The organism is Klebsiella sp. JN_Kp126, assembly GCF_033843325.1.
Lineage (GTDB): Bacteria > Pseudomonadota > Gammaproteobacteria > Enterobacterales > Enterobacteriaceae > Klebsiella > Klebsiella michiganensis.
Genome location: NZ_JAWXQV010000056.1, coordinates 105,366 through 128,425, shown reverse-complemented (window position 1 = coordinate 128,425; position 23,060 = coordinate 105,366). Strand labels below are relative to the sequence as shown.

Annotated in this window: 19 protein-coding genes and 3 tRNA genes; 17 read left to right on the top strand and 5 right to left on the bottom strand. The window is 56.6% G+C overall.

The window, feature by feature from the left end; translation table 11 throughout:
- Nucleotides 1–23 precede the first annotated feature (23 nt).
- Nucleotides 24–1,526 (top strand): glutamate/gamma-aminobutyrate family transporter YjeM, encoded by a 1,503-nt coding sequence (gene yjeM, locus SIK97_RS12420; protein WP_032695146.1) that lies wholly within the window; start codon nt 24–26, stop codon nt 1,524–1,526.
- A 36-nt stretch (nt 1,527–1,562) separates the two neighbouring features.
- On the opposite strand, the gene mscM is transcribed toward yjeM, so the two are convergent.
- From mscM to rsgA, 3 genes are all read right to left on the bottom strand, one after another.
- Nucleotides 1,563–4,889 (bottom strand): miniconductance mechanosensitive channel MscM, encoded by a 3,327-nt coding sequence (mscM, locus tag SIK97_RS12415; protein WP_047724789.1) that lies wholly within the window; start codon nt 4,887–4,889, stop codon nt 1,563–1,565.
- Nucleotides 4,890–4,910: 21 nt separating this feature from the next.
- On the bottom strand, nt 4,911–5,873 hold the full coding sequence (asd, locus tag SIK97_RS12410) for an archaetidylserine decarboxylase (protein WP_032747612.1): 963 nt from the start codon (nt 5,871–5,873) through the stop codon (nt 4,911–4,913).
- Between the two features lie 95 nt (nt 5,874–5,968).
- On the bottom strand, nt 5,969–7,030 hold the full coding sequence (gene rsgA / locus SIK97_RS12405; RefSeq protein ID WP_004097952.1) for a small ribosomal subunit biogenesis GTPase RsgA: 1,062 nt from the start codon (nt 7,028–7,030) through the stop codon (nt 5,969–5,971).
- Between the two features lie 94 nt (nt 7,031–7,124).
- Here rsgA and orn point away from each other — a divergent pair, with 94 nt between their 5' ends.
- Complete coding sequence (gene orn, locus SIK97_RS12400) at nt 7,125–7,670, top strand: oligoribonuclease (RefSeq protein WP_004097954.1); 546 nt, start codon at nt 7,125–7,127, stop codon at nt 7,668–7,670.
- A gap of 40 nt (nt 7,671–7,710) precedes the next feature.
- Here the strand turns inward: orn and SIK97_RS12395 are convergent, their stop codons facing one another.
- Complete coding sequence (locus tag SIK97_RS12395) at nt 7,711–8,442, bottom strand: arginine ABC transporter substrate-binding protein (protein WP_025107636.1); 732 nt, start codon at nt 8,440–8,442, stop codon at nt 7,711–7,713.
- Nucleotides 8,443–8,728: 286 nt separating this feature from the next.
- Here SIK97_RS12395 and SIK97_RS12390 point away from each other — a divergent pair.
- From SIK97_RS12390 to SIK97_RS12380, 3 genes are all read left to right on the top strand, one after another.
- Nucleotides 8,729–8,804: transfer RNA gene (locus SIK97_RS12390), tRNA-Gly, on the top strand.
- 25 nt (nt 8,805–8,829) lie between these two features.
- Nucleotides 8,830–8,905, top strand: a tRNA-Gly gene (locus SIK97_RS12385).
- Nucleotides 8,906–8,930: 25 nt separating this feature from the next.
- Nucleotides 8,931–9,006, top strand: a tRNA-Gly gene (locus tag SIK97_RS12380).
- A 269-nt stretch (nt 9,007–9,275) separates the two neighbouring features.
- Here SIK97_RS12380 and queG read toward each other — a convergent pair.
- Complete coding sequence (gene queG / locus SIK97_RS12375) at nt 9,276–10,415, bottom strand: tRNA epoxyqueuosine(34) reductase QueG (RefSeq protein WP_014227617.1); 1,140 nt, start codon at nt 10,413–10,415, stop codon at nt 9,276–9,278.
- Between the two features lie 13 nt (nt 10,416–10,428).
- Between queG and nnr the strand changes: the two genes are divergently transcribed.
- From nnr to nsrR, 12 genes are all read left to right on the top strand, one after another.
- Entirely contained in the window at nt 10,429–11,940 is a 1,512-nt protein-coding gene (gene nnr / locus SIK97_RS12370) for a bifunctional ADP-dependent NAD(P)H-hydrate dehydratase/NAD(P)H-hydrate epimerase (protein WP_025107635.1), read from the top strand.
- Nucleotides 11,933–12,394 carry a tRNA (adenosine(37)-N6)-threonylcarbamoyltransferase complex ATPase subunit type 1 TsaE gene (gene tsaE / locus SIK97_RS12365; RefSeq protein WP_014227619.1) on the top strand — a complete coding sequence of 154 codons (462 nt, stop codon included), beginning with the start codon at nt 11,933–11,935 and terminating at the stop codon, nt 12,392–12,394. Before nnr ends, tsaE begins: the two co-directional genes overlap by 8 nt.
- Before the next feature lie 16 nt (nt 12,395–12,410).
- Nucleotides 12,411–13,736, top strand: coding sequence for an N-acetylmuramoyl-L-alanine amidase AmiB (gene amiB / locus SIK97_RS12360; protein WP_057173311.1), 1,326 nt, complete (start codon nt 12,411–12,413; stop codon nt 13,734–13,736).
- 10 nt (nt 13,737–13,746) lie between these two features.
- Nucleotides 13,747–15,636 carry a DNA mismatch repair endonuclease MutL gene (mutL, locus tag SIK97_RS12355; RefSeq protein WP_049103790.1) on the top strand — a complete coding sequence of 630 codons (1,890 nt, stop codon included), beginning with the start codon at nt 13,747–13,749 and terminating at the stop codon, nt 15,634–15,636.
- Nucleotides 15,629–16,579, top strand: a complete 951-nt coding sequence (gene miaA, locus SIK97_RS12350; RefSeq protein WP_032695150.1) for a tRNA (adenosine(37)-N6)-dimethylallyltransferase MiaA — start codon at nt 15,629–15,631, stop codon at nt 16,577–16,579. The genes mutL and miaA overlap by 8 nt, the downstream gene beginning before the upstream one ends.
- Before the next feature lie 92 nt (nt 16,580–16,671).
- Complete coding sequence (gene hfq, locus SIK97_RS12345) at nt 16,672–16,980, top strand: RNA chaperone Hfq (protein ID WP_004097968.1); 309 nt, start codon at nt 16,672–16,674, stop codon at nt 16,978–16,980.
- A gap of 75 nt (nt 16,981–17,055) precedes the next feature.
- Nucleotides 17,056–18,336: a ribosome rescue GTPase HflX gene (gene hflX, locus SIK97_RS12340; RefSeq protein WP_004097973.1), complete on the top strand. Its 1,281-nt coding sequence runs from the start codon at nt 17,056–17,058 to the stop codon at nt 18,334–18,336.
- A 65-nt stretch (nt 18,337–18,401) separates the two neighbouring features.
- Nucleotides 18,402–19,658 carry an FtsH protease activity modulator HflK gene (gene hflK / locus SIK97_RS12335; RefSeq protein WP_004097974.1) on the top strand — a complete coding sequence of 419 codons (1,257 nt, stop codon included), beginning with the start codon at nt 18,402–18,404 and terminating at the stop codon, nt 19,656–19,658.
- A gap of 2 nt (nt 19,659–19,660) precedes the next feature.
- A complete protein-coding gene (gene hflC / locus SIK97_RS12330) occupies nt 19,661–20,665 on the top strand; it encodes a protease modulator HflC (RefSeq protein ID WP_032747622.1) in 1,005 nt (334 codons plus the stop codon).
- 197 nt (nt 20,666–20,862) lie between these two features.
- Nucleotides 20,863–21,060: a DUF2065 domain-containing protein gene (locus SIK97_RS12325; protein WP_004097978.1), complete on the top strand. Its 198-nt coding sequence runs from the start codon at nt 20,863–20,865 to the stop codon at nt 21,058–21,060.
- Between the two features lie 102 nt (nt 21,061–21,162).
- The gene (locus SIK97_RS12320; protein ID WP_032747626.1) at nt 21,163–22,461 is read left to right on the top strand and encodes an adenylosuccinate synthase; all 1,299 of its coding nucleotides are present in this window, start codon (nt 21,163–21,165) and stop codon (nt 22,459–22,461) included.
- A 149-nt stretch (nt 22,462–22,610) separates the two neighbouring features.
- Nucleotides 22,611–23,036 (top strand): nitric oxide-sensing transcriptional repressor NsrR, encoded by a 426-nt coding sequence (gene nsrR / locus SIK97_RS12315; RefSeq protein WP_004097980.1) that lies wholly within the window; start codon nt 22,611–22,613, stop codon nt 23,034–23,036.
- Nucleotides 23,037–23,060: the final 24 nt, after the last annotated feature.

The following is a 23,060-nucleotide window of genomic DNA, read 5'->3' as shown; positions in this document are numbered from 1 at the left end:
CGATACCGCGTTTGGATAGATTTATGCACCAGCAAATAAAGAAGATGAGCCTGATTGGGCTGATATTAATGATCTTCACCTCGGTATTTGGTTTTGCAAACAGCCCCTCAGCGTTCTACCTGATGGGCTACAGCGCGATGCCGTTTTATCTCTTCTCCGCTCTGTTTTTCTTTATCCCTTTTGCGCTAATGATGGCGGAGATGGGAGCGGCCTATCGTAAGGAGGAGGGCGGGATCTATTCATGGATGAATCATAGCGTCGGCCCGCGCTTTGCGTTTATGGGGGCCTTTATGTGGTTTTCATCCTATGTGGTCTGGATGGTCAGCACGGCGGCTAAAATTTGGGTGCCGTTTTCCACATTCTTATTCGGCGCGGATAAAACGCAATCCTGGGCGCTGGCCGGACTGACCTCCACGCAAACGGTCGGTATTCTTGCCGCGTGCTGGATGCTGCTGGTGACCTTTGTCGCGGTAAAAGGCATGCACAAAATCGCCAAAATTACCGCCGTCGGCGGGATCGCGGTCATGGGCCTTAATCTGGTCCTGCTGCTGGTGAGCCTGGTGATTTTACTGCTCAACGGCGGCCATTTTGCCCAACCGCTGGATTTCACGGCCTCGCCTAATCCAGGCTATCAGTCCGGTCTGGCGATGCTATCGTTCGTGGTTTTTGCCATCTTTGCCTACGGCGGAATCGAAGCGGTTGGCGGTCTGGTGGATAAAACCGAGCAGCCGGAAAAGAATTTTGCCAAAGGCATTGTTATCGCGGCGGTCGTCATTTCTGTTGGCTATTCGCTGGCGATTGTTCTGTGGGGCGTGAGCGCCAACTGGCAGCAGGTATTGAGCAACCCTTCCACGAACCTCGGTAATATCACCTACGTGCTGATGACCCGCCTTGGCGCCACCCTGGCTAATGCGATGCATCTGCCGCCCGCCGTCGCCGCCCTGAGCGGATTATGGTTTGCCAGAATCACCGGACTCGCCATGTTCCTCGCTTATACCGGCGCTTTCTTTACCCTGAGCTACTCGCCGTTAAAGGCGATTATTCAGGGCACGCCAAAAGCGCTCTGGCCTTCAGCAATGACGCGAATTAACGCTAACGGTATGCCGGCGAACGCCATGTGGTGGCAGTGCCTGCTGGTGAGCGTGTTTATTCTGCTGGTTTCCTTTGGGGGCGATACCGCGTCGGCGTTTTATAACAAACTGACGCTGATGGCGAATGTCTCTATGACGCTGCCGTATCTGTTTTTAACGCTGGCATTTCCTTTTTTTAAGGCGAAGCAGGATCTCGATCGCCCCTTTGTGATTTTTAAACACCGCGGCTCGACGCTGCTGGCGACCGCCGTTGTGGTACTGGTGGTGGCATTTGCCAACATCTTTACCGTGATTGAGCCGGTGATGGAAGCGGGTGACTGGAGCAGCGCGCTGTGGATGGTCGGCGGACCGGCTTTCTTTTCGCTGCTGGCGCTGGGGATCTATGAGAATTACCGCCGGCGTACGGCGGTGCAGCTGATGGTTCAGGAGAGCTAAAACGCTGGCCTTGCCTGCGTTCAGGCAAGGCCGTTCTTACAGGCTGCCGGGCGCGCGGCTGGTTTTCCCTGCCGAGGTCAGCGCCCTGCTGCTTTTTCTGCCATCGATGCTCTCCAGGCGCATCTGGAACGGCGGGAACGGCATATCGATACCGTGCTCGCGGAATCCGGCCAGAATCAGCTGGTGCATCTCGTGGCGCAGCGGCATCCGGTGACCCATTTCGGCGGCGTAGATACGCAGCTCGAAAATCTGGATCCCCTGCTGCAGATCAACGAGGAACGCTTCCGGCGCCGGGGTATCGATAACCAACGAACAGCGGTGCGCGGCATTTAACAGGATCTGCGCCACCTCTTCGGTATCGGCATCTACCGGAGCAGGCACCGTTAGCACCACGCGGGTCACGGAATCCGACAGCGACCAGTTGATGAACTGTTCGGTGATGAACGCCTTGTTCGGTACGATAATCTCTTTACGGTCCCAGTCGCTGATGGTGGTGGCGCGGGTATTAATGCGCGTCACGCTACCGGTGAGATCGCGAATGGTGACCGTATCGCCAATGCGGATCGGTTTCTCAAACAGGATAATCAGGCCCGAGATAAAGTTGGCGAAGATCTCCTGCAGGCCAAAACCGAGACCCACACCGAGCGCGGCAATAAGCCACTGCAGCTTGGACCACTCAATCCCAATCATCGAGAAGCCGACCAGACCGCCGATCAGCATCAGCAGATACTTAGTGATGGTGGTGATGGCGTAGCCGGTGCCCGGCGTCAGTTCCAGATGCTGGAGGATAGCCAGCTCCAGCAGCGCGGGCAGGTTGCGCACCAGCTGGGTAGTAATAATCAGCACCAGGATGGCTATCAGCACCGCGCCGAGGGTAATCGGCTCCAGGCTCTCAACGCCCTGTACCGTGGAGGTGACGTCCCACAGCGAGATATTCTCCAGGAAGCCAAACGCGGAGTGGATTTCTGACCACAGCACGATAACCGACACCAGCGCGATCAGCATCAGCAGGGAGCGCACCAGACGCAACGACTGGGTACTGATGGCATCAAGATCGACCTCGCTGACCTCAGCTTCCATCGAACCTTCCGGGCTGCTGGTATGCTGGACTTCCTCTTCGCCGCGGGCGCGCTGGGCGAGGATCTCCGCCCGACGGTGCTTCGCGCGATCGAACGCCAGGCGCCGCCGCTGGATCAGCATCCAGCGGCGTATGATGTGATAAACCACCAGCAGCAGGAACCAGATGGCGACCGAGGTTTCAAGCCTGGCGAGCAGCGCCTGCGACGTGGCGAGATAGCCGATCGCCGCCGCCAGCATCGCTATCAGCGGCGCGCCGAGCAGCATATTCCACAGCAGCCGGTTCAGCATATTGTCGCCGCTGCCTTCTTTGTCGAGATACAGCGGAATGCCGGCGCGTTTCAGGCTCAGGGTCACCATCGCCAGCGCGCCGCAAATCAGCATAAAGCAGAGGCGGCCCAGCGAGGCGGAGAACTCGCGATCGTTGAGGTTATCGAAAGTAATCAGCGCCATAATCAGCGGCACGATCAGCCCGATGCTCATCAGGTAGTAGCGCATCGCTTTGCTGACGCGGCTGCGCGGCCAGCCAAAGTGGGCGATAAACAGGCCGTTAGGGCGGGCGAACGTGGCGCAAATCATCACCACCCACAGCAGCGGCACCGTAGCGGTAACGCTATCGCCAATGGCGACCGCCAGCGGGAAAGGCCAGGCGGCCTGCAGGCCATAGCCCAGCGTCATCCACAGTACCGGCAGCGGCGAGGCCACCAGTATTGACCAGAACACCGTGCGCAGCGTGAGCCAGAAGTGATCCTGCGTCACCTTACCGACGCGCGCGCTGGAGCGCTCAAGGAAGCTGGTGAAATGGCGGCGTGAGCTAATACTGAACCCCACCAGAATGAGCGCGACGAAGAGCGGCAGCAGGGTCTCTTTGCTGGTCAGCATCATCATGCTGGCTTTGCCGAGCTGGCTCATGGTATCGAGCGAGATCAGACGGCGTAGGTCCTGAACGATCTCCAGCGGCCATGAGAAGCCGATTGGGCTGACGTCGGAGGTCCAGAACAGATAGCGGTGGGTCGCTTCGTTGATCTCTTTAAGCGCATCCTCTAGCTGACCGTTGGCGACCTTCAGCTTGGTCAGTTCGAGCATAAGCGTATCGCCGCCGCGCAGCAGGGAGTTGAGCAGCTCGGTCTGCGTGCGCATCTGGGCCTGCAGAATACGGTTCTGTTCCGCGGTGAGCGGTTCACCGCTGGCCTGACGAATTTGTCTTAGCTGCGGCTGTTTGCCGAGCTGATCTTCATAGCGTAAACGCTGCACGCGCAGCTGCGCCATTTCGGTATCCAACTGCTGCGGCCGCGGGATTTCCGGCAGCCGCGCCACCTGCGCGCGCAGGGCTTCGCCAAGCAGATTGGAAGAGCCCAGCCACTGGGACTGCTCGCGCAGGGTGTTTAACGCCTGACGCACCTGGAGGGTCTGATTGGTCGCCTGGCGCTGCTGCGAGGCGATCAAATCCATCCGCTGCGCCTGCTGGTTGAGCGCCTGCGACAGCTCGCGGTTAACTTTAAACTGCGCCACGATATCCGGCGGCAGATTTTCGCTGTTTTCCGCCAGCAGTTCGGTGCTTTCCAGCGCTTTCTCCGCCTCGCGCTGCCGTTGGTTATTGAGCTGATTTCTCAGCGCCTGTAGCCAGGCGTCGAGCTGCTCGCTCTCTTTCTGCGCCAGCTCGGATCGCAACCGTGAGAGCTCCTGGCGGTTATTGGCGGAAAGCTGCGCCAGATCCAGCTCATCGACCAGCGCTTTCAGCCGCGCGGACTCCGCCTGCAGACCAAGATTTTGCGCCTGTGCCAGCGGGGTATTGCTGCTTTGCGCGCCGACCCGGCGTTCAACGTCATTCAGCTGGCGGCGGGCATCGCTCTGCTGCTGCGGCAGCTGGTTGAGGGAGTCGGCGATGTCGCGGGCGCGATCCTGCTCCTGCTGAGCTTTACGACTGGCTTCCAGCAGCTGGCTGCTGACCTGGAGAATCTCCTGGTTCAGGGCATCGGAGGAGAGGGTAGTGGAGACCTGGCGCGGCTCATCGCTGAGATTATTGAGCTGCGCGCGCAGGTTTTGCGACAGTTTGGGGAAGTTATCGATAACGTCCTGGTACTGACGGGCGCGCTCAAGGGAAGCATTTCGCTCCTCAAGGGCGTTCAGGGCAGATTGCAGGACTTCAACGGTTTCAGGCTGGGCGGGCTTTGCCGCCTTCGCCTGTTCCAGCTCCTGGGCTATCTGTTTAGCATCCGGGGCTGTCGCTGCGTACGCCCCAAAACTGAGGCACCAGGCCAACAGGAAAGTGTATATCAGGCGCACGGCGTAACCTTTTTTCAGGAATTAACCTTCGTCTTGTTTATCGTCAACCAGCGGGCTGGCGGCGTGTTCAGCGCGGACTTCTTCTTCCGCCAGCGGCGCGGGCTCTACCGGCGCTGTGGCTTCAGGCGCGATCGCCAGCGGCTGGCCTATTTTGGTCACCGACAGGCTTTGTAACTGCTCAACCAGCTTCACCTGGCCCGGAGCAAACAGGTTAATCACCGTGGAGCCCAGCTTAAAGCGGCCCATCTCCTGGCCTTTCAGCAGGGCGACGGAGCCTTCGCTATCGCCAGCAGGCCAGGTCCAGCGCTTAATGATGCCTTCGCGCGGCGGCGTGACGGTACCGGACCACACGGTTTCGATGCTGCCGACGATGGTGGCGCCGACGAGGATTTGCACCATAGGGCCAAACTCAGTATCGAACAGGCAGATGACGCGCTCGTTGCGGGCAAAAAGATTCGGCACGTTTTGCGCGGTCAGATGGTTTACGGAAAACAGATCCCCCGGCACGTAGATCATTTCGCGCAGAATACCGTTGCACGGCATATGCACGCGGTGGTAATCGCGCGGCGAAAGATAGGTGGTAACGAAGCTACCGTTACGGAACAGGTCAGCCATCTGGTAGTTACCGGCCAGCAGCGCTTCCAGGCTGTAGTTATGGCCTTTAGCCTGCAAAATTTTGTCGTCTTCAATGGCACCCAGTTGGCTGATGACGCCGTCGGCGGGCATTACCAGCACGCTCGGGTCGGTGTTTAGCGGACGGACGTCGTCGCGCAGCGGGCGAACGAAGAAGTCGTTAAAGGTACGGTAGCTGGCGGTGTCAGGCTTTTGCGCCTCTTTCATATCGACCTTGTAATATTTCACGAACAGATCGATGACCAGTTTTGTCAGCCAGCCTGCTCGTTTGCGTGCACCCCAGCCTGCGAGGCGGGTGAGCCACAGTTTAGGCAGAATGTATTGCAGTGAAAGTTTAAGATCGTTTAACAAGGTAGCCTCCAGGCCATTATTTGTCGTTCCTGGCCCCGCGGAGCAGCGGAGCCTGAAAAAAGGGGGGACGATTCTAACGATGCTCAGCTTAAATGTCAGTCATCGGTTGATGAAAAGCTTTTACGCGTTTTTACCTGTACCTGCGCCATGCTTTCCAGAATGCGATGGTAGTTTTCAAACCGGCTTTCGGCGATTTCGCCTTTCTCCACCGCTTCGCGAATGGCGCAGCCCGGGTCATTGTCGTGTTTGCAGTCGCGGTATTTGCAGCGGCCTAAATAATCATGGAATTCGACAAAGCCGTGGGTGATTTGTTCCGCGTCGAGATGCCACAGGCCGAACTCGCGTACGCCCGGCGAGTCAATCACATCGCCGCCGTGCGGGAAGTGGTACAGGCGCGCGGCCGTGGTGGTGTGCTGCCCCAGTCCGGAGACATCCGAAACGTCATTGGTGAGGATTTGGTCATCATGCAGGCCCAGCAGCGCGTTCAGCAGGCTGGATTTGCCTACCCCTGACTGCCCGGCAAAGATACTGATACGATCGGTGAGCGCCTCTTCAAGCGGCTTCAGGCCATCCTGCGTGCGGCTGGAGACCATCAGTACGCGGTAACCAATATGGCGATAGATGTCCATTTGCTCGTTGACGAAGTCCATGCTCGCCTGATCCAGCAGGTCGATCTTATTGAGCACGATCAGCGGCTCAACGTTCAGCGTTTCGCAGGCCACGAGGTAGCGGTCGATAATATTCGGAGAAAGCTCAGGCAAGATCGCGGAAACAATGACAATCTGATTGATATTGGCGGCGATGGGTTTGACGCCGTCGTAGAAATCCGGACGCGTCAATACGGAGGTCCGTTCATGGACGGCCTCGACGATGCCCTTGACGTTGACGCCGTCAGCTTCGCTTTTGCCAGGCCGCCAGACCACGCGATCGCCGGTGACCAGCGAACGGATAGTGCGGCGTATGTTGCAACGGTGGACGCTACCGTCGGCGGATTCGACATCGGCATGCATGCCAAAGCGGCTAATGACGGTCCCTTCGGATTTCTCACCGAACAGGTTGTCATCAAAATCGGCCTTCTCCGAAGTCGTTTTCAGGCGGCGCTGGTGGTTGGCCTTCACGCGGCGCTGTTGGCCTTTGGAGAGTTTATTTTTACTCAATCGAACTGGCTCCTGGTCGCCCTGTACGGGCAAAACCTCTATGATACACGCTATTTTAGATGAATATAGTGACGTAAGAAGGGTGGAAAATAACATGAGTGCAGATGAAAACAACCTGATTTGGATCGATCTTGAAATGACGGGGCTGGATCCGGAGCGCGATCGCATCATCGAAATCGCCACCCTGGTGACCGACGCGAATCTGAACATTCTGGCGGAAGGGCCGACCATTGCGGTGCACCAGTCAGACGCGCAGCTGGCGCTGATGGACGAGTGGAACGTGCGTACCCATACCGGCAGCGGGCTGGTGGAGCGGGTGAAGGCGAGTACCCAGGGCGATCGTGAAGCCGAACTGGCGACTATCGAATTCCTCAAAAAGTGGGTACCGGCGGGTAAGTCGCCGATCTGCGGCAATAGCATCGGCCAGGATCGCCGCTTCTTGTTTAAATATATGCCTGAGCTGGAAGCGTATTTCCACTACCGCTATCTGGACGTCAGCACGCTGAAAGAGCTGGCTCGTCGCTGGAAGCCGGAAATTCTCGACGGCTTTAAGAAACAAGGAACCCATCAGGCGATGGACGATATTCGCGAATCGGTCGCGGAACTGGCCTACTATCGCGAACACTTTATTAAGCTTTAACGCCCGTGCCGGGGCCAACACGCCCCGGTCATCCCCCCGACTATTTAAACCACTTCTGTTCCATGGCCTGGAACTCCGGCGAGGCTTTTACGACATCCAGAGCGGCATTGATGTTATTCAGCAGCTCAGGATCGTCTTTACGTACCGCAATGGCGTACTGCTTACCGTAGTAGCCGGGATCCGTGGCGCGTTCGTCCATCATGGCGTAGTCGGGGTTATCCTGGAGCCATTTCGTTAACGTCTCCTGATCGCCCATCACGCCGCTAATCACGCCTTCTTTCAGCGCGCTCAGGGCGCTTTCGTCGCTGTCGTAAGGCACCGCATGCACGGCTTTTTGTTTGTCCCGCAGATAGTGCTGATGAAGGGTGCCTTTCACGACGCCGATTTTTTTATCCTTCAGATCGGCAAAGGTATGGGCGGCGTCTTTCGCTGTGACAACTACGCCGGACAGCGCCTGACGATAGGGATGGCTGAACGCAACCTGCTTTTCTCGCATCGGAATCACTTCGATACCGGCAATCACGGCGTCGAATTTCTTAAAGCGCAGCGCCGGGATGAGGGTATCGAACCCCTGGGGAGTGAATTTGCATTCGACCTGCATCTGCCTGCACAGCGCGTTGGCCAGGTCGATATCAAAACCTGTGGGCTGATTTTTACCATTGACGGTTTCATACGGCGGATTGGCCGTCGTTGTCCCAAAATGTAGCGTTGTTGCCGATGCTGTTCCTGTGGCAAGCGTGGCCAGCAGCAGGACGGTAAGCGCTTTTTTCATTTTATTTCCCTGGTTGTCATCGTTGTTGACCGTCAGCGGGCGATATCCGCCTATAAACTTGAGCGATTTTGCGCCTTTAGCGGGCCCGGAAAAAGTGATTTTGCCGCATTTGCTGGTTATTTAGACAATTCAGGCCGGTGTGTGGTGATAAAGTGGTCACTTAAACCAAAAACGAAAAAAATTGCGCTCAGGGGGGTTGCAGGTAAATCGAATTCTCGTATAATGCGCCTCCCGTGACGAAGCAGAAATGCAAATCACGACGCCATAGAAATATGGCCAGAAGTATGCGGGAATAGCTCAGTTGGTAGAGCACGACCTTGCCAAGGTCGGGGTCGCGAGTTCGAGTCTCGTTTCCCGCTCCAAAAATTTGAAAGTTACCACACCCAAGCGGGAATAGCTCAGTTGGTAGAGCACGACCTTGCCAAGGTCGGGGTCGCGAGTTCGAGTCTCGTTTCCCGCTCCAAAAATTTGAAAGTTACCACACCCAAGCGGGAATAGCTCAGTTGGTAGAGCACGACCTTGCCAAGGTCGGGGTCGCGAGTTCGAGTCTCGTTTCCCGCTCCAAATTTCTTCTCATACCCAGTTTATCCACAGCGCAAGCACGCGCCGGTGATGATTTTCGCACGGTCCTGAAAATACTGTGAACAGAGTTATCCACAGGTTAACCTTTCGTCCTCTCTCAGAAAATTACTTCACTATGTAAATAGTATTCTTATATCTAATTGAAATGTAACAGTTAAATTTCATTTCAAAGTGTTAATCCGATCACTTGACGAACGTCTGCCCCTTGAAACGCAATGTGTTTTTATTTTTATTCACACCCTGTGAATGAATCAGGCGTCGCGCGGTAGCCCTTTTTCAACCACCCTGACCAGACGCAGCTTTTTGGGTAACTGCACCTCAACCACATTGGCATTTCTCTTTTCAATTTGCTGCGCCATCGCCCACTCGATATGTTCGTCGAGAAGCGGGTGCTCACCCCTGCGGCTTTCCAGCGCCTTCAGGTTCGCTTCATCCCAGGGCGCGTTGCCCAACGCGACGGCGATATTACGCAGCCAGCGCAGATGACCAATACGGCGAATGGCCGAACCTTCCGTCACTTTTAAAAACCAGGGTTCGCTCCAGGCGAACAGCTCAATAAGCGCCGGGGCGTGTAGCGCCTTGCGCGGGCTGAAATCCTCTTCATCGGTGAGCTGCGCGAAGCGGTTCCACGGGCAAATCAGCTGGCAGTCATCGCAGCCGTATATGCGGTTGCCGATCAGCGGACGAAACTCTTCCGGAATAGCGCCTTCCAGTTCGATAGTCAGATAGGAAATACAGCGCCGGGCATCGACGGTATAGGGCTCGACGATGGCGCCGGTTGGGCAGATGGTCATACAGGCAACGCAGCGGCCGCACTCTTCCTTGACGGGCTGGTCAATGGGAAGAGGGAGATCGATAAGCAGTTCACCGAGGAAAAAGAACGAGCCGGCATCGCGGCTAAGGATGAGTGAGTGCTTACCTGTCCATCCCAGCCCCGCTTTTTCGGCTAAAGGGCGTTCAAGAATCGGCGCGGAATCGACAAAAGGTCTAAAATTGAGCGAAGCACACTGTCCCTGAATCATCTCACCTAATTTTTTCAGGCGATGACGTAATAGCTTGTGATAGTCCCGTCCGAGGGCGTAACGGCTAACGTAACCCACGGCGGGGTCTTTCAGGGTACGGGCGAAAGCGGCATTAGCGGGCAGGTAGTTCATTCTCACGCTAATCACGCGCAGGGTACCGGGCTGGAGCTCATGGGGGCGCGCGCGCATCATGCCATGACGCGCCATCCACGCCATTTCGCCGTGGTATTGTTTATCCAGCCACGCCTGCAGTTTAGGTTCGCTGGCGCTGAGATCGGTATCGGTAATACCGACCTGCTGGAACCCCAACTCTGTGCCCCATTGTTTGATTTGCTGCGCTAACTGATTGAGATCGAGGGGCTGTGACATGATGGACCATACGATGACGAAAAACACCGGGAGTATACCACATATCATCTGGTCGGCGGAGGCGCTACGACGAGCGGAAAAAGAGGCGGCGGATGCCCTTGGGCTGACGTTGTATGAATTGATGCGTCGTGCGGGCGAAGCGGCTTTTGAGCTTGCGCGCGTCCAGTATCCTGAAAGCCAGCACTGGCTGATTCTCTGCGGCCACGGTAATAACGGCGGCGACGGCTACGTGGTGGCTCGCCTGGCACAGTCGCGAGGCATTCAGGTCACGCTGCTGGCGCTGGAGAGCGAGAAGCCGCTGCCGGAAGAGGCCAGCCTCGCGCGTGAGGAGTGGCTCAACGCCGGCGGCACGATTCATGCCGCCAGCATTCCCTGGCCGGAAGATATCACGCTGATTATTGACGGCCTGCTCGGTACCGGGTTACAGAGCGCGCCCCGGGAAAACGTTGCGGCGCTGATCGCGCGGGCAAATGCCCATCCGGCTGCGGTTGTGGCGCTGGATATCCCCTCCGGCCTGAATGCGCAAACGGGGACGACACCGGGCGCGGTTATCCATGCCGCTCATACCATCACCTTTATCGCGCTTAAGCCGGGGCTGCTGACCGGCAAAGCCCGCGATGTCGTTGGCCGTTTGCATCACCACGCCCTGGGGCTTGAGGGTTGGCTGGCAGGCCAAACGACGGCGCTCAGTCGCTTCGATGCCTCGCAGCTCCCCGGCTGGCTGCCGCCGCGGCGTCCAACCTCGCACAAAGGCGACCACGGTAAGCTGGTGATTATTGGCGGCGAACCGGGGACGGCGGGCGCCATACGAATGAGCGGTGAAGCGGCGCTGCGCGCGGGCGCCGGGCTGGTGCGAGTACTGACTCACCGGGACAACATTGCCCCCATTCTGACCGCCAGGCCGGAGCTGATGGTCCATGAGCTGACGTCCCGTTCTCTCGAAGAGAGTCTGCACTGGGCGGATGTCATTGCGATTGGGCCGGGTCTGGGGCAGGGCGAGTGGGGTAAAAATGCGCTACGCCAGGCGGAGAATTTTCGCAAACCGATGGTCTGGGATGCGGATGCGCTGAACCTGCTGGCAATCAATCCCGATAAACGTCACAATCGCGTGCTGACGCCGCATCCCGGCGAAGCCGCCCGCCTGCTGAACGTGAGTGTGGCAGAAATTGAAAGCGATCGCTTACATTCTGCACAACGTCTGGTAAAACGTTATGGTGGCATCGTGGTGCTGAAAGGTGCAGGTACGATCGTGGCGAGCGAAACGGGCGAAATGGCTATTATCGACGCCGGTAACGCTGGGATGGCCAGCGGCGGGATGGGCGATGTGCTGACCGGTATTATCGCTGCGTTGTTAGGCCAGCGCCTGACGCCGTATGATGCTGCCTGCGCCGGATGCGTTGCTCATGGCGAAGCCGCCGATCGGCTGGCGGCGAGACACGGCACCCGCGGAATGCTGGCGACCGATCTTTTTTTCACGCTCAGGCGTGTTGTTAACCCGGATGTGATTGACGTAGACCATGATTAACCGAGTGATTCCTTTACCCGATGAGCAGGCGACTTTAAGCCTTGGCAACCGCGTCGCGCAGGCATGCGCTGGCGCGACGGTCATCTATTTGTATGGCGATTTAGGGGCGGGTAAGACCACCTTTAGCCGCGGTTTCCTTCAGGCTCTCGGTCACCGTGGCAACGTTAAAAGCCCAACCTACACCCTCGTCGAGCCATACAGTCTCGATAATTTGATGGTCTATCACTTCGATCTTTATCGCCTGGCGGATCCTGAGGAACTCGAGTTTATGGGGATCCGCGATTATTTTACTGACGATGCTATCTGCCTGGTGGAATGGCCTCAGCAGGGCACGGGAGTACTGCCGGACCCGGATGTTGAAATTCACCTTGAGTATCAGGCACAAGGGCGTGAGGCGCGCGTAACCGCGGTCTCCTCATTGGGTGAGTCTTTATTGGCGCGTTTGGCTAATTAGCCTGAAGGACGACGGGATGATGTATCGCTTAACCAGTTGGCTGGCCGCCGCACTGATGCTGTTCAGCATTCAGGCCACTGCGGCAAGTTTATCCGATATCCAGGTCTCAAATGGCGATCGGCAGGCCCGCATTACCATTAGCTTTATCGGCGAACCTGAATATTCGTTTAGCCCCCAGGGCAAACGCATCGTGGCGCTGGATATTAAACAGACTGGCGTACTCCAGGGGCTACCGCTGCAGTTTAGCGGCAATAATCTGGTAAAAAGCATTCGTTCCGGGACGCCGCAGGATACGCAGTCGCTGCGCCTGCTGGTGGATCTCACCGCCGATGGCAAAACCCGCGCGGTGAAACAGCAGAACGGCTCTAACTACACCGTGGTGTTTACGATTAACGCCGACGCTCCGCCTCCACCTCAGCCAGTGGTGGTTAGACAGGCGGAAAGGCCCGTGGCGCAGCCCGTGCGTCCGAGCGAACCCGCGCGCAACCCGTTTAAAGCCGATAACGACCGGCTTACCGCGGTGACCAGCACCAGTAGCGTAACGCGTCCTGCGGCGCGTACCGTTTCCGGCGACGATAAAGTGATTATCGCCATTGACGCCGGCCACGGCGGCCAGGATCCGGGAGCCATTGGTCCGAACGGCACGAAAGAAAAGAATGTGACCATAGCGATTGCGCGTAAGCTCCGCGCGCTGCTGAATGCCGATCCGCAGTTCAGGCCCGTGCTAACGCGCGACGGCGATTATTTCATTTCCGTCATGGGGCGTTCTGACGTCGCACGTAAGCAAAACGCCAATTTCCTTGTCTCGATTCACGCCGACGCTGCGCCGAATCGCGATGCTACCGGGGCCTCGGTTTGGGTGCTTTCCAACCGCCGCGCGAACAGCGAAATGGCCGGCTGGCTCGAGCAGCATGAGAAACAGTCAGAACTGCTGGGCGGCGCGGGCGATGTACTGGCCAACAGCCAGTCGGACCCTTACCTGAGCCAGGCGGTGCTGGATTTACAGTTCGGCCATTCCCAGCGCGTCGGGTATGATGTGGCGACCAATGTGCTGAGCCAGCTGCAGCGGATCGGCGATTTACATAAGCGTCGCCCTGAGCATGCCAGCCTCGGCGTACTGCGTTCGCCGGATATCCCGTCGATCCTGGTGGAAACGGGTTTTATCAGTAATACCGGCGAAGAGCGGCTGCTGGGTAGCGATGCTTATCAGCAGCAGGTCGCAGAGGCGATTTATAACGGCCTGCGTAACTACTTTATGCAGCATCCTCTGCAATCCGCGCCGCGCGGGGCAGCCGCGCAGACTGCCAGCGCAGGTTCGTCAGATGGGACGTTGTTAAATTAAGGAGACGGCCATGCCGATTCAGGTTCTACCGCCGCAGCTCGCCAACCAGATTGCCGCAGGTGAAGTGGTGGAACGTCCGGCGTCGGTGGTCAAAGAGCTGGTGGAAAATAGCCTCGATGCCGGGGCGACGCGTATCGACATTGATATTGAGCGCGGCGGGGCGAAGTTAATCCGCATTCGCGATAACGGCTGCGGCATCAAAAAAGACGAGCTGGCGCTGGCGCTGGCTCGTCACGCCACCAGTAAAATTGCTTCGCTGGATGACCTTGAGGCGATCATTAGCCTCGGCTTTCGCGGCGAAGCTCTGGCCAGTATTAGCTCAGTGGCGCGCCTGACGTTGACCTCGCGTACCGAAGATCAGCAGGAGGCCTGGCAGGCCTATGCCGAAGGGCGCGATCAGGCGGTCACCGTGAAGCCGGCGGCGCATCCGGTGGGAACAACGCTGGAAGTGCTGGATCTGTTTTATAACACCCCCGCCCGGCGCAAATTTATGCGCACCGAGAAAACCGAGTTTGGCCATATCGACGAGATCGTGCGGCGCATTGCGCTGGCGCGCTTCGACGTGACCATCAACCTCAGCCACAACGGCAAGGCCGTGCGCCAGTACCGGGCGGTATCGCAGGACGGCCAGCGCGAGCGGCGTCTGGGCGCAATCTGCGGTTTGCCATTTCTCGAACACGCGCTGGCGATTGAGTGGCAGCACGGCGACCTGACCCTCAGCGGCTGGGTGGCCGATCCGCTACATACCAATCCGACGCTGGCGGAGATTCAGTATTGCTACGTCAATGGGCGGATGATGCGCGATCGCCTGATTAATCACGCGATTCGCCAGGCCTGTGAAGACAAACTGGGCGCCGACCAGCAGCCTGCCTTTGTGCTGTATCTGAAGATAGATCCGCATCAGGTGGATGTGAACGTCCATCCGGCCAAACATGAAGTGCGTTTTCATCAGTCGCGCCTGGTGCATGACTTTATCTATCAGGGCGTGCTGAGCGTCCTGCAGCAGCAGCTGGAGGTGCCGTTGGCGGAAGAGGGCGATGAGCCCGCGCCGCGGCAGGTGCCGGAAAACCGCATTGCGGCGGGCGGCAATCATTTTGCCCAGCCGGCGGTCGCGCGTGAAAGCGCCGCTCCCCGTTACCGGGATGAGCCCGCCGCGCCGCGTTTTAATACCGGAGGTTCGCGAGAGTCCGCCGCCTCGGGTTCATCTGGCGGAGCCGCCTGGCCGCACGCGCAGCCAGGCTATCAAAAACAGCAGGGTGCGCTTTATCGCCAACTGCTGGATACGCCGGCCACGGAGCGTAAACCCCTGGCTCCCGCACCGGCAGCGGAAGGCCTGTCGGGCCATAGCCAAAGCTTTGGCCGCGTACTGACGATTATCGATAGCGACTGCGCGCTGCTGGAGCGCGGCGGTAAGTTAGCGCTGCTGGCTCTGCCGGTTGCTGAGCGCTGGCTGCGCCAGGCGCAGCTAACGCCGGGCGCAGAGGCGGTTTGCGCCCAACCGCTGCTTATCCCGCTGCGGATAAAAGTGTCCGACGAGGAAAAAGACGCGCTCAAGCAGGCGCAGTCGGCGCTGGCTGAGGTCGGGATTGAACTCCAGTCCGATGCGCACCACGTGACGGTCCGCGCAGTGCCTTTACCCTTAAGACAACAAAATTTACAAATCTTGATTCCTGAACTGATAGGCTACCTGGCGCAGCAAAAAACCGTCGACGTCGGCAATATTGCTCAGTGGATGGCGCGTAATCTGGCGAGCGAACATGCGCAGTGGAACATGGCGCAGGCGATTGCCGTCCTGGCGGATATAGAACGCTTATGTCCGCAGCTGGTTAAAGCGCCGCCGGGTGGTCTGTTACAACCTGTTGATTTACATTCGGCGATGAATGCCCTGAAAGATGAGTGATGTAACTGAGGCAAGCCTGCCTAAGGCAATATTTTTAATGGGCCCGACGGCCTCTGGTAAAACCGCATTGGCTATCGCCTTACGTAAAGTTTTGCCAGTAGAGTTGATTAGCGTTGATTCAGCCCTCATCTATCGAGGAATGGACATAGGCACGGCCAAGCCCGATGCCGCGGAGCTGAGCGCTGCGCCGCATCGTCTGCTGGATATTCTTGACCCGGCCGAAGCTTATTCCGCGGCGGATTTCCGCCGCGATGCGCTGGCAGAGATGGCCGATATCGTCGCTGCCGGGCGAATTCCGCTACTGGTTGGCGGAACGATGTTGTATTTCAAGGCGTTGTTGGAAGGATTGTCGCCTCTACCCTCGGCTGACCCTGAGGTCAGAGCCAGGATCGAGCAACAGGCCGCAGAGCAGGGATGGAACGCGTTACACCAGCAGCTACAGGAAATTGATCCGGTTGCCGCCGCGCGTATTCATCCAAATGATCCGCAAAGACTTTCCCGAGCACTGGAAGTTTTTTTCATTTCGGGTAAAACTTTAACGGAGCTGACGCAAACGTCAGGTGATGCTCTGCCGTATAAGGTGCACCAGTTCGCCATCGCCCCGGCGAGCCGTGAACTGCTCCATCAGCGCATAGAACAGCGTTTTCATCAGATGTTGGCTTCAGGTTTTGAAGCAGAAGTGCGGGCGCTTTTTGCCCGGGGAGATTTGCATACGGATATGCCTTCCATTCGTTGTGTCGGATATCGCCAGATGTGGTCTTACCTAAATGGCGAGATCCCGTATGATGAAATGGTTTATCGAGGTGTTTGCGCCACGAGACAGTTAGCTAAACGTCAGGTGACCTGGCTGCGCGGTTGGGAAGGTATCCACTGGTTAGACAGTGAACAACCTGAACAAGCGTTCAACAAAGTATTACAGGTTGTTGGTGCTAGCCTGGACTGAACGTGTACAATTGAACGGGTATCGTGCGTAATTTTTTTAAGAATCGTAAGGTTCTGAGTACAAAACAAGCATACATATAAGGAAAAGAGAGAATGGCTAAGGGGCAATCTTTACAAGATCCGTTCCTGAACGCTTTGCGTCGGGAACGTGTTCCGGTTTCTATTTATTTGGTGAATGGTATTAAGCTGCAAGGGCAAATTGAGTCTTTCGATCAGTTCGTGATCCTGTTGAAAAACACGGTCAGCCAGATGGTCTATAAGCACGCAATTTCTACTGTTGTCCCGTCTCGCCCGGTGTCACACCACAGCAACAATGCTGGCGGCGGTACAAACAACTATCACCACGGTGGTGGTGCGCAGGGTTCTTCTGCGCCGCAGCAAGACAGCGAAGACGCCGAATAAGGCAGATGCTGTTTTTCCACGTCGGGGAGCCAGGTTTTCTGCGTTCCCCGCTGGTATTTTATAAGGGGTTTACGCTTGTTTGACCGTTATGACGCCGGTGAGCAGGCGGTACTGGTACACATCTATTTTTCGCAAGACAAAGATATGGAAGATCTCCAGGAGTTTGAAACTCTGGCCTCTTCCGCCGGTGTCGAAGCAATGCAGGTGATTACCGGTAGCCGTAAAGCACCGCACCCGAAGTATTTTGTTGGTGAAGGTAAAGCAGTCGAAATTGCGGAAGCCGTAAAAGCGACCGGTGCATCGGTCGTGCTCTTCGATCATGCCCTGAGTCCGGCACAGGAACGAAACCTGGAGCGCTTATGCGAATGTCGGGTTATCGATCGTACCGGCTTGATTTTAGATATTTTTGCCCAGCGAGCGCGTACCCACGAAGGGAAACTGCAGGTCGAGCTGGCGCAGCTGCGCCACATGGCGACTCGCCTCGTTCGCGGCTGGACCCACCTTGAAAGACAGAAAGGCGGGATTGGTTTGCGCGGCCCGGGGGAAACCCAGCTCGAAACTGACCGCCGCTTGCTGCGTAACCGTATTATGCAGATCCTGGCGCGACTGGAAAAAGTTGAAAAACAGCGTGAGCAGGGACGGCGGTCACGCGCCAAAGCCGATATTCCAACCGTGTCGCTGGTCGGTTATACCAACGCCGGTAAATCCACGTTGTTCAACCAGATAACCGAAGCCGAGGTCTATGCTGCGAACCAGCTGTTCGCCACTCTGGACCCAACGCTGCGCCGGATTGATGTCCCTGATGTCGGCGAAACCGTCCTGGCGGATACCGTAGGCTTTATTCGCCACCTGCCGCACGATCTGGTGGCCGCGTTTAAAGCGACGCTCCAGGAGACGCGCCAGGCGACGCTGTTGCTGCATATCATTGATGCTGCCGATGTGCGCGTGCAGGAAAATATTGACGCAGTGAATACGGTGCTCGCGGAAATCGAAGCTGATGAGATCCCGGCGCTGCTGGTCATGAATAAAATCGACATGCTGGATGATTTTGAGCCGCGTATCGATCGGGATGAAGAAAATAAACCGATTCGGGTCTGGCTTTCCGCCCAGACCGGGGTTGGCGTACCGCTGCTTTTTCAGGCTTTGACGGAACGGCTTTCTGGTGAAGTGGCCCAGCACACGCTGCGCCTGCCGCCGCAGGAAGGTCGGTTGAGAAGCCGGTTCTATCAGCTTCAGGCGATAGAGAAAGAGTGGATGGAGGATGACGGTAGCGTTGGTCTGCAGGTGCGCATGCCGATCGTTGACTGGCGTCGCCTCTGTAAACAAGAGCCAGCGCTGGTTGAATACGTGATTTGACCTTGCAGCTTGCCTGAAGATATTGACCCCTGTGGGGATATCAAAAACAAATATGGAGCATATACATGGCGTGGAATCAGCCCGGTAATAACGGACAGGACCGCGACCCGTGGGGAAGCAGCAATAACCAAGGCGGCAACTCTGGGGGAAATGGCAACAAAGGCGGTCGCGAGCAGGGACCTCCCGATCTGGATGATATCTTCCGTAAGCTAAGTAAAAAACTTGGCGGCCTGGGTGGTGGAAAAGGTGGACTGGGCGGCGGTAGCGGCTCTCAGGGACCTCGCGGGCCAATGGGCGGACGTATCGTCGGCATCGTTGCCGCCGCTGCGGTTATTATCTGGGCAGCCAGCGGTTTCTATACCATTAAAGAAGCTGAACGTGGCGTCGTCACTCGCTTTGGTAAATTTAGCCATCTGGTTGAGCCTGGCCTTAACTGGAAACCTACTTTCATTGATAACGTTCAGGCGGTTAACGTTGAGTCGGTTCGCGAACTGGCGGCTTCCGGCGTCATGCTGACGTCTGACGAAAACGTCGTGCGCGTTGAGATGAACGTGCAGTACCGCGTGACCGATCCGGAACGCTATCTGTTTAGCGTCACCAGCGCGGACGACAGCCTGCGTCAGGCCACCGACAGCGCCCTGCGTGGCGTGATCGGTAAATACACCATGGACCGTATCCTGACCGAAGGACGTACCGTCATTCGTAGCGATACCCAGCGCGAGCTGGAAGAGACCATTCGTCCGTACAACATGGGTATCACCCTGCTCGACGTCAACTTCCAGACGGCGCGTCCGCCGGAGGAAGTAAAAGCCGCGTTTGATGATGCGATTGCCGCGCGTGAAAACGAACAGCAGTACATTCGTGAAGCGGAAGCTTACACCAACGAAGTCCAGCCGCGGGCTAACGGTCAGGCGCAGCGTATCCTTGAAGAGGCTCGCGCCTATAAGACCCAGACCGTTCTTGAAGCGCAGGGTGAAGTGGCTCGTTTTGCAAAAATTCTGCCTGAGTATAAAGCGGCTCCGGAAATTACCCGCGAGCGTCTGTATATCGAAACCATGGAAAAAGTGCTGAGCCATACGCGCAAAGTGCTGGTTAACGATAAGGGGAGCAACCTGATGGTTCTGCCTCTGGATCAGATGCTGAAAGGCGCCGGCGCGCCGGCGGCAAAGAGCGATAGCAGTGGCGCAAGCGATCTGCTGCGTCTGCCGCCTGCATCCAGCTCAAACAGCGCCAGTAACGCTTCTACCTCTACGGGAGGCACCATTATGGACCAACGCCGCGCCAACGCGCAGCGTAACGACTACCAGCGTCAGGGGGAATAACGATGCGTAAATCTGTTATCGCGATAATTGTCATCGTGCTGGTGGTGCTCTACATGTCCATCTTTGTGGTCAAAGAGGGCGAGCGCGGCATCACGCTGCGTTTTGGTAAAGTTCTGCGCGACGATGAAAACAAACCGCTGGTGTACGCGCCTGGCCTTCACTTCAAGATTCCTTTTATTGAATCCGTGAAGATGCTTGATGCGCGTATCCAGACGATGGACAACCAGGCCGACCGCTTTGTTACCAAAGAGAAGAAGGACCTGATTGTTGACTCTTACATCAAGTGGCGCATCAGCGACTTTAGCCGTTACTACCTGGCAACCGGCGGCGGTGACGTCTCCCAGGCCGAGGTGCTGCTGAAGCGTAAATTCTCTGACCGTCTGCGTTCTGAAATTGGCCGTCTGGATGTGAAAGACATCGTGACCGACTCCCGCGGCCGTCTGACCCTGGAAGTCCGCGATGCGCTGAACTCAGGTTCTGCGGGCACAGAAGATGAAGTCAGTACGCCGGCTGCCGATGACGCGATTGCCAAAGCGGCGGAGCGTGTTGAAGCAGAAACAAACGGTAAGGTTCAGGTGATCAACCCGAACAGTATGGCGGCGCTGGGTATTGAAGTCGTCGACGTGCGTATTAAACAGATCAACCTGCCTGCCGAAGTGTCTGAAGCGATCTACAACCGTATGCGCGCCGAGCGTGAAGCGGTAGCGCGTCGTCACCGTTCACAGGGTCAGGAAGAAGCTGAAAAACTGCGCGCGACCGCGGATTATGAAGTGACCAAAACGCTGGCGGAAGCCGAGCGTCAGGGTCGTATTCTGCGCGGTGAAGGCGATGCTGAATCGGCGAAACTGTTTGCTGATGCATTCAGCCAGGATCCAGGCTTCTATGCCTTTATCCGTAGCCTGCGTGCGTATGAGAACAGCTTCCAGAGCAATCAGGATGTGATGGTTCTCAGCCCGGACAGCGATTTCTTCCGCTATATGAAATCACCCGCGTCAGCGACCCGCTGATAAGCAATGAGTAAGCAAAAAGGCGCCCGTTGAGGCGCCTTTTTTACAATGTTCGCAGCGGATTTGGGTTCGCCAATGGGTTATGTATTTTGTTTCATAAAGCCGGTTCATAACAATGATGAAATACCGGAGAATATGAATTGAGCAACGACTCACAGGGGTGAGCGACGGTGGCTGTACTTAAATAAAGGTGAATAATGAACTCAACAATCTGGCTGGCACTGGCGCTGGTTTTAGTACTTGAAGGGCTTGGGCCGCTGCTTTATCCGCGCGCGTGGCGTCGAATGGTCGCCACGATGAGCCAATTACCGGATAATTTATTACGCCGGTTTGGCGGAGGTCTTGTGGTTGCCGGTATCGTCATCTACTACATGTTGAGGAAAACGATTGGCTGAGCGTAAAGTAGACTAATTTCCCGCCTTTTGAGTGCAAAAAGTGCTGTAACTCTGAAAAAGCGATGGTAGAATCCATTTTTAAGCAAACGGTGATTTTGAAAAATGGGTAACAACGTCGTCGTACTGGGCACCCAATGGGGTGACGAAGGTAAAGGGAAGATCGTCGATCTCCTGACTGAACGGGCTAAATATGTTGTGCGCTATCAGGGCGGTCACAACGCCGGCCATACTCTCGTAATCAACGGTGAAAAAACCGTCCTCCATCTCATTCCATCAGGTATTCTTCGCGAGAATGTCACCAGCATCATCGGTAACGGTGTCGTGCTTTCTCCGGCTGCGCTGATGAAAGAGATGAAAGGTCTGGAAGACCGTGGTATCCCTGTCCGCGAGCGTCTGCTGCTTTCTGAAGCGTGCCCGCTTATCCTCGAATATCACGTTGCGCTGGATGTCGCGCGTGAAAAAGCGCGCGGCGCGAAAGCTATCGGTACGACCGGTCGCGGTATCGGCCCGGCTTACGAAGATAAAGTGGCTCGCCGCGGTCTGCGCGTTGGCGATCTGTTTGATAAAGCCACCTTCGCTGATAAACTGAAAGAAGTGATGGAATATCACAACTTCCAGCTGGTGAATTTCTACAAAGCTGAAGCGGTTGATTACCAGAAAGTTCTCGATGACGTCATGGCGATTGCCGACATCCTGACCGCGATGGTTGTTGACGTTTCCGATCTGCTTGACCAGGCGCGCAAGCGTGGCGATTTCGTCATGTTTGAAGGCGCACAGGGTACGCTGCTCGATATCGACCACGGTACCTATCCGTACGTAACCTCTTCCAACACCACCGCAGGTGGCGTGGCGACCGGCTCCGGTCTGGGTCCGCGTTATGTAGACTACGTTCTGGGTATCATCAAAGCCTACTCCACTCGCGTAGGTGCGGGTCCGTTCCCGACTGAGCTGTTTGATGAAACCGGCGAGTTCCTGTGCAAGCAGGGTAACGAGTTTGGCGCTACCACCGGCCGTCGTCGTCGTACCGGCTGGCTGGATGCCGTAGCGGTGCGCCGCGCGGTGCAGATTAACTCCCTGTCCGGTTTCTGCCTGACTAAGCTGGACGTCCTGGACGGCCTGAAAGAAGTTAAAATCTGCGTAGCCTACCGGATGCCGGATGGCCGCGAAGTGACGACCACTCCGCTGGCTGCTGACAACTGGGAAGGCATCGAGCCGATTTACGAAACCATGCCGGGCTGGTCTGAAACCACCTTTGGCGTGAAAGAGCGCAGCGGTCTGCCGCAGGCAGCGCTGAACTACATCGCACGCATTGAAGAGCTGACCGGCGTACCGGTTGATATTATCTCTACCGGTCCTGACCGTACCGAGACGATGATTTTGCGCGATCCGTTCGACGCATAACGATCTCCAGGGGCGCCGTTAAGGCGCCTCTTGTTTTTGCTGTTCGCCCGCCCCATTTAAATAAATTAGCGGCCTGAGCGCTGGCTGGTTTATCATCAATAGTAATTGTCTACCGACGCACTCTGTTTTTCTTTTCCCTGAGGTTGATTGTGCAGTTAACGAGTTTCACTGATTACGGATTACGCGCGCTGATTTATATGGCGTCGCTACCGGATGGAAGAATGACCAGCATCTCCGAAGTGACGGAGGTTTACGGCGTTTCCCGTAATCATATGGTTAAAATAATCAATCAGCTAAGTCGCGTGGGGTACGTGACGGCGGTACGGGGAAAAAACGGGGGAATTCGTCTGGGGAAACCGGCAAATATGATTCGCGTGGGTGATGTTGTTCGCGATCTGGAGCCGCTCTCGTTGGTCAACTGCAGCAGCGAATTTTGCCATATTACGCCCGCCTGTCGTCTGAAACAGGCGCTTGCTGAAGCCGCGCAAAGTTTTCTCAAGGAACTGGATAACTACACGCTGGCCGATTTGGTTGAAAAGAATCAACCGCTTTATAAATTATTGCTGGTGGAGTGACGTAAACTTCACTGGAGATGACAA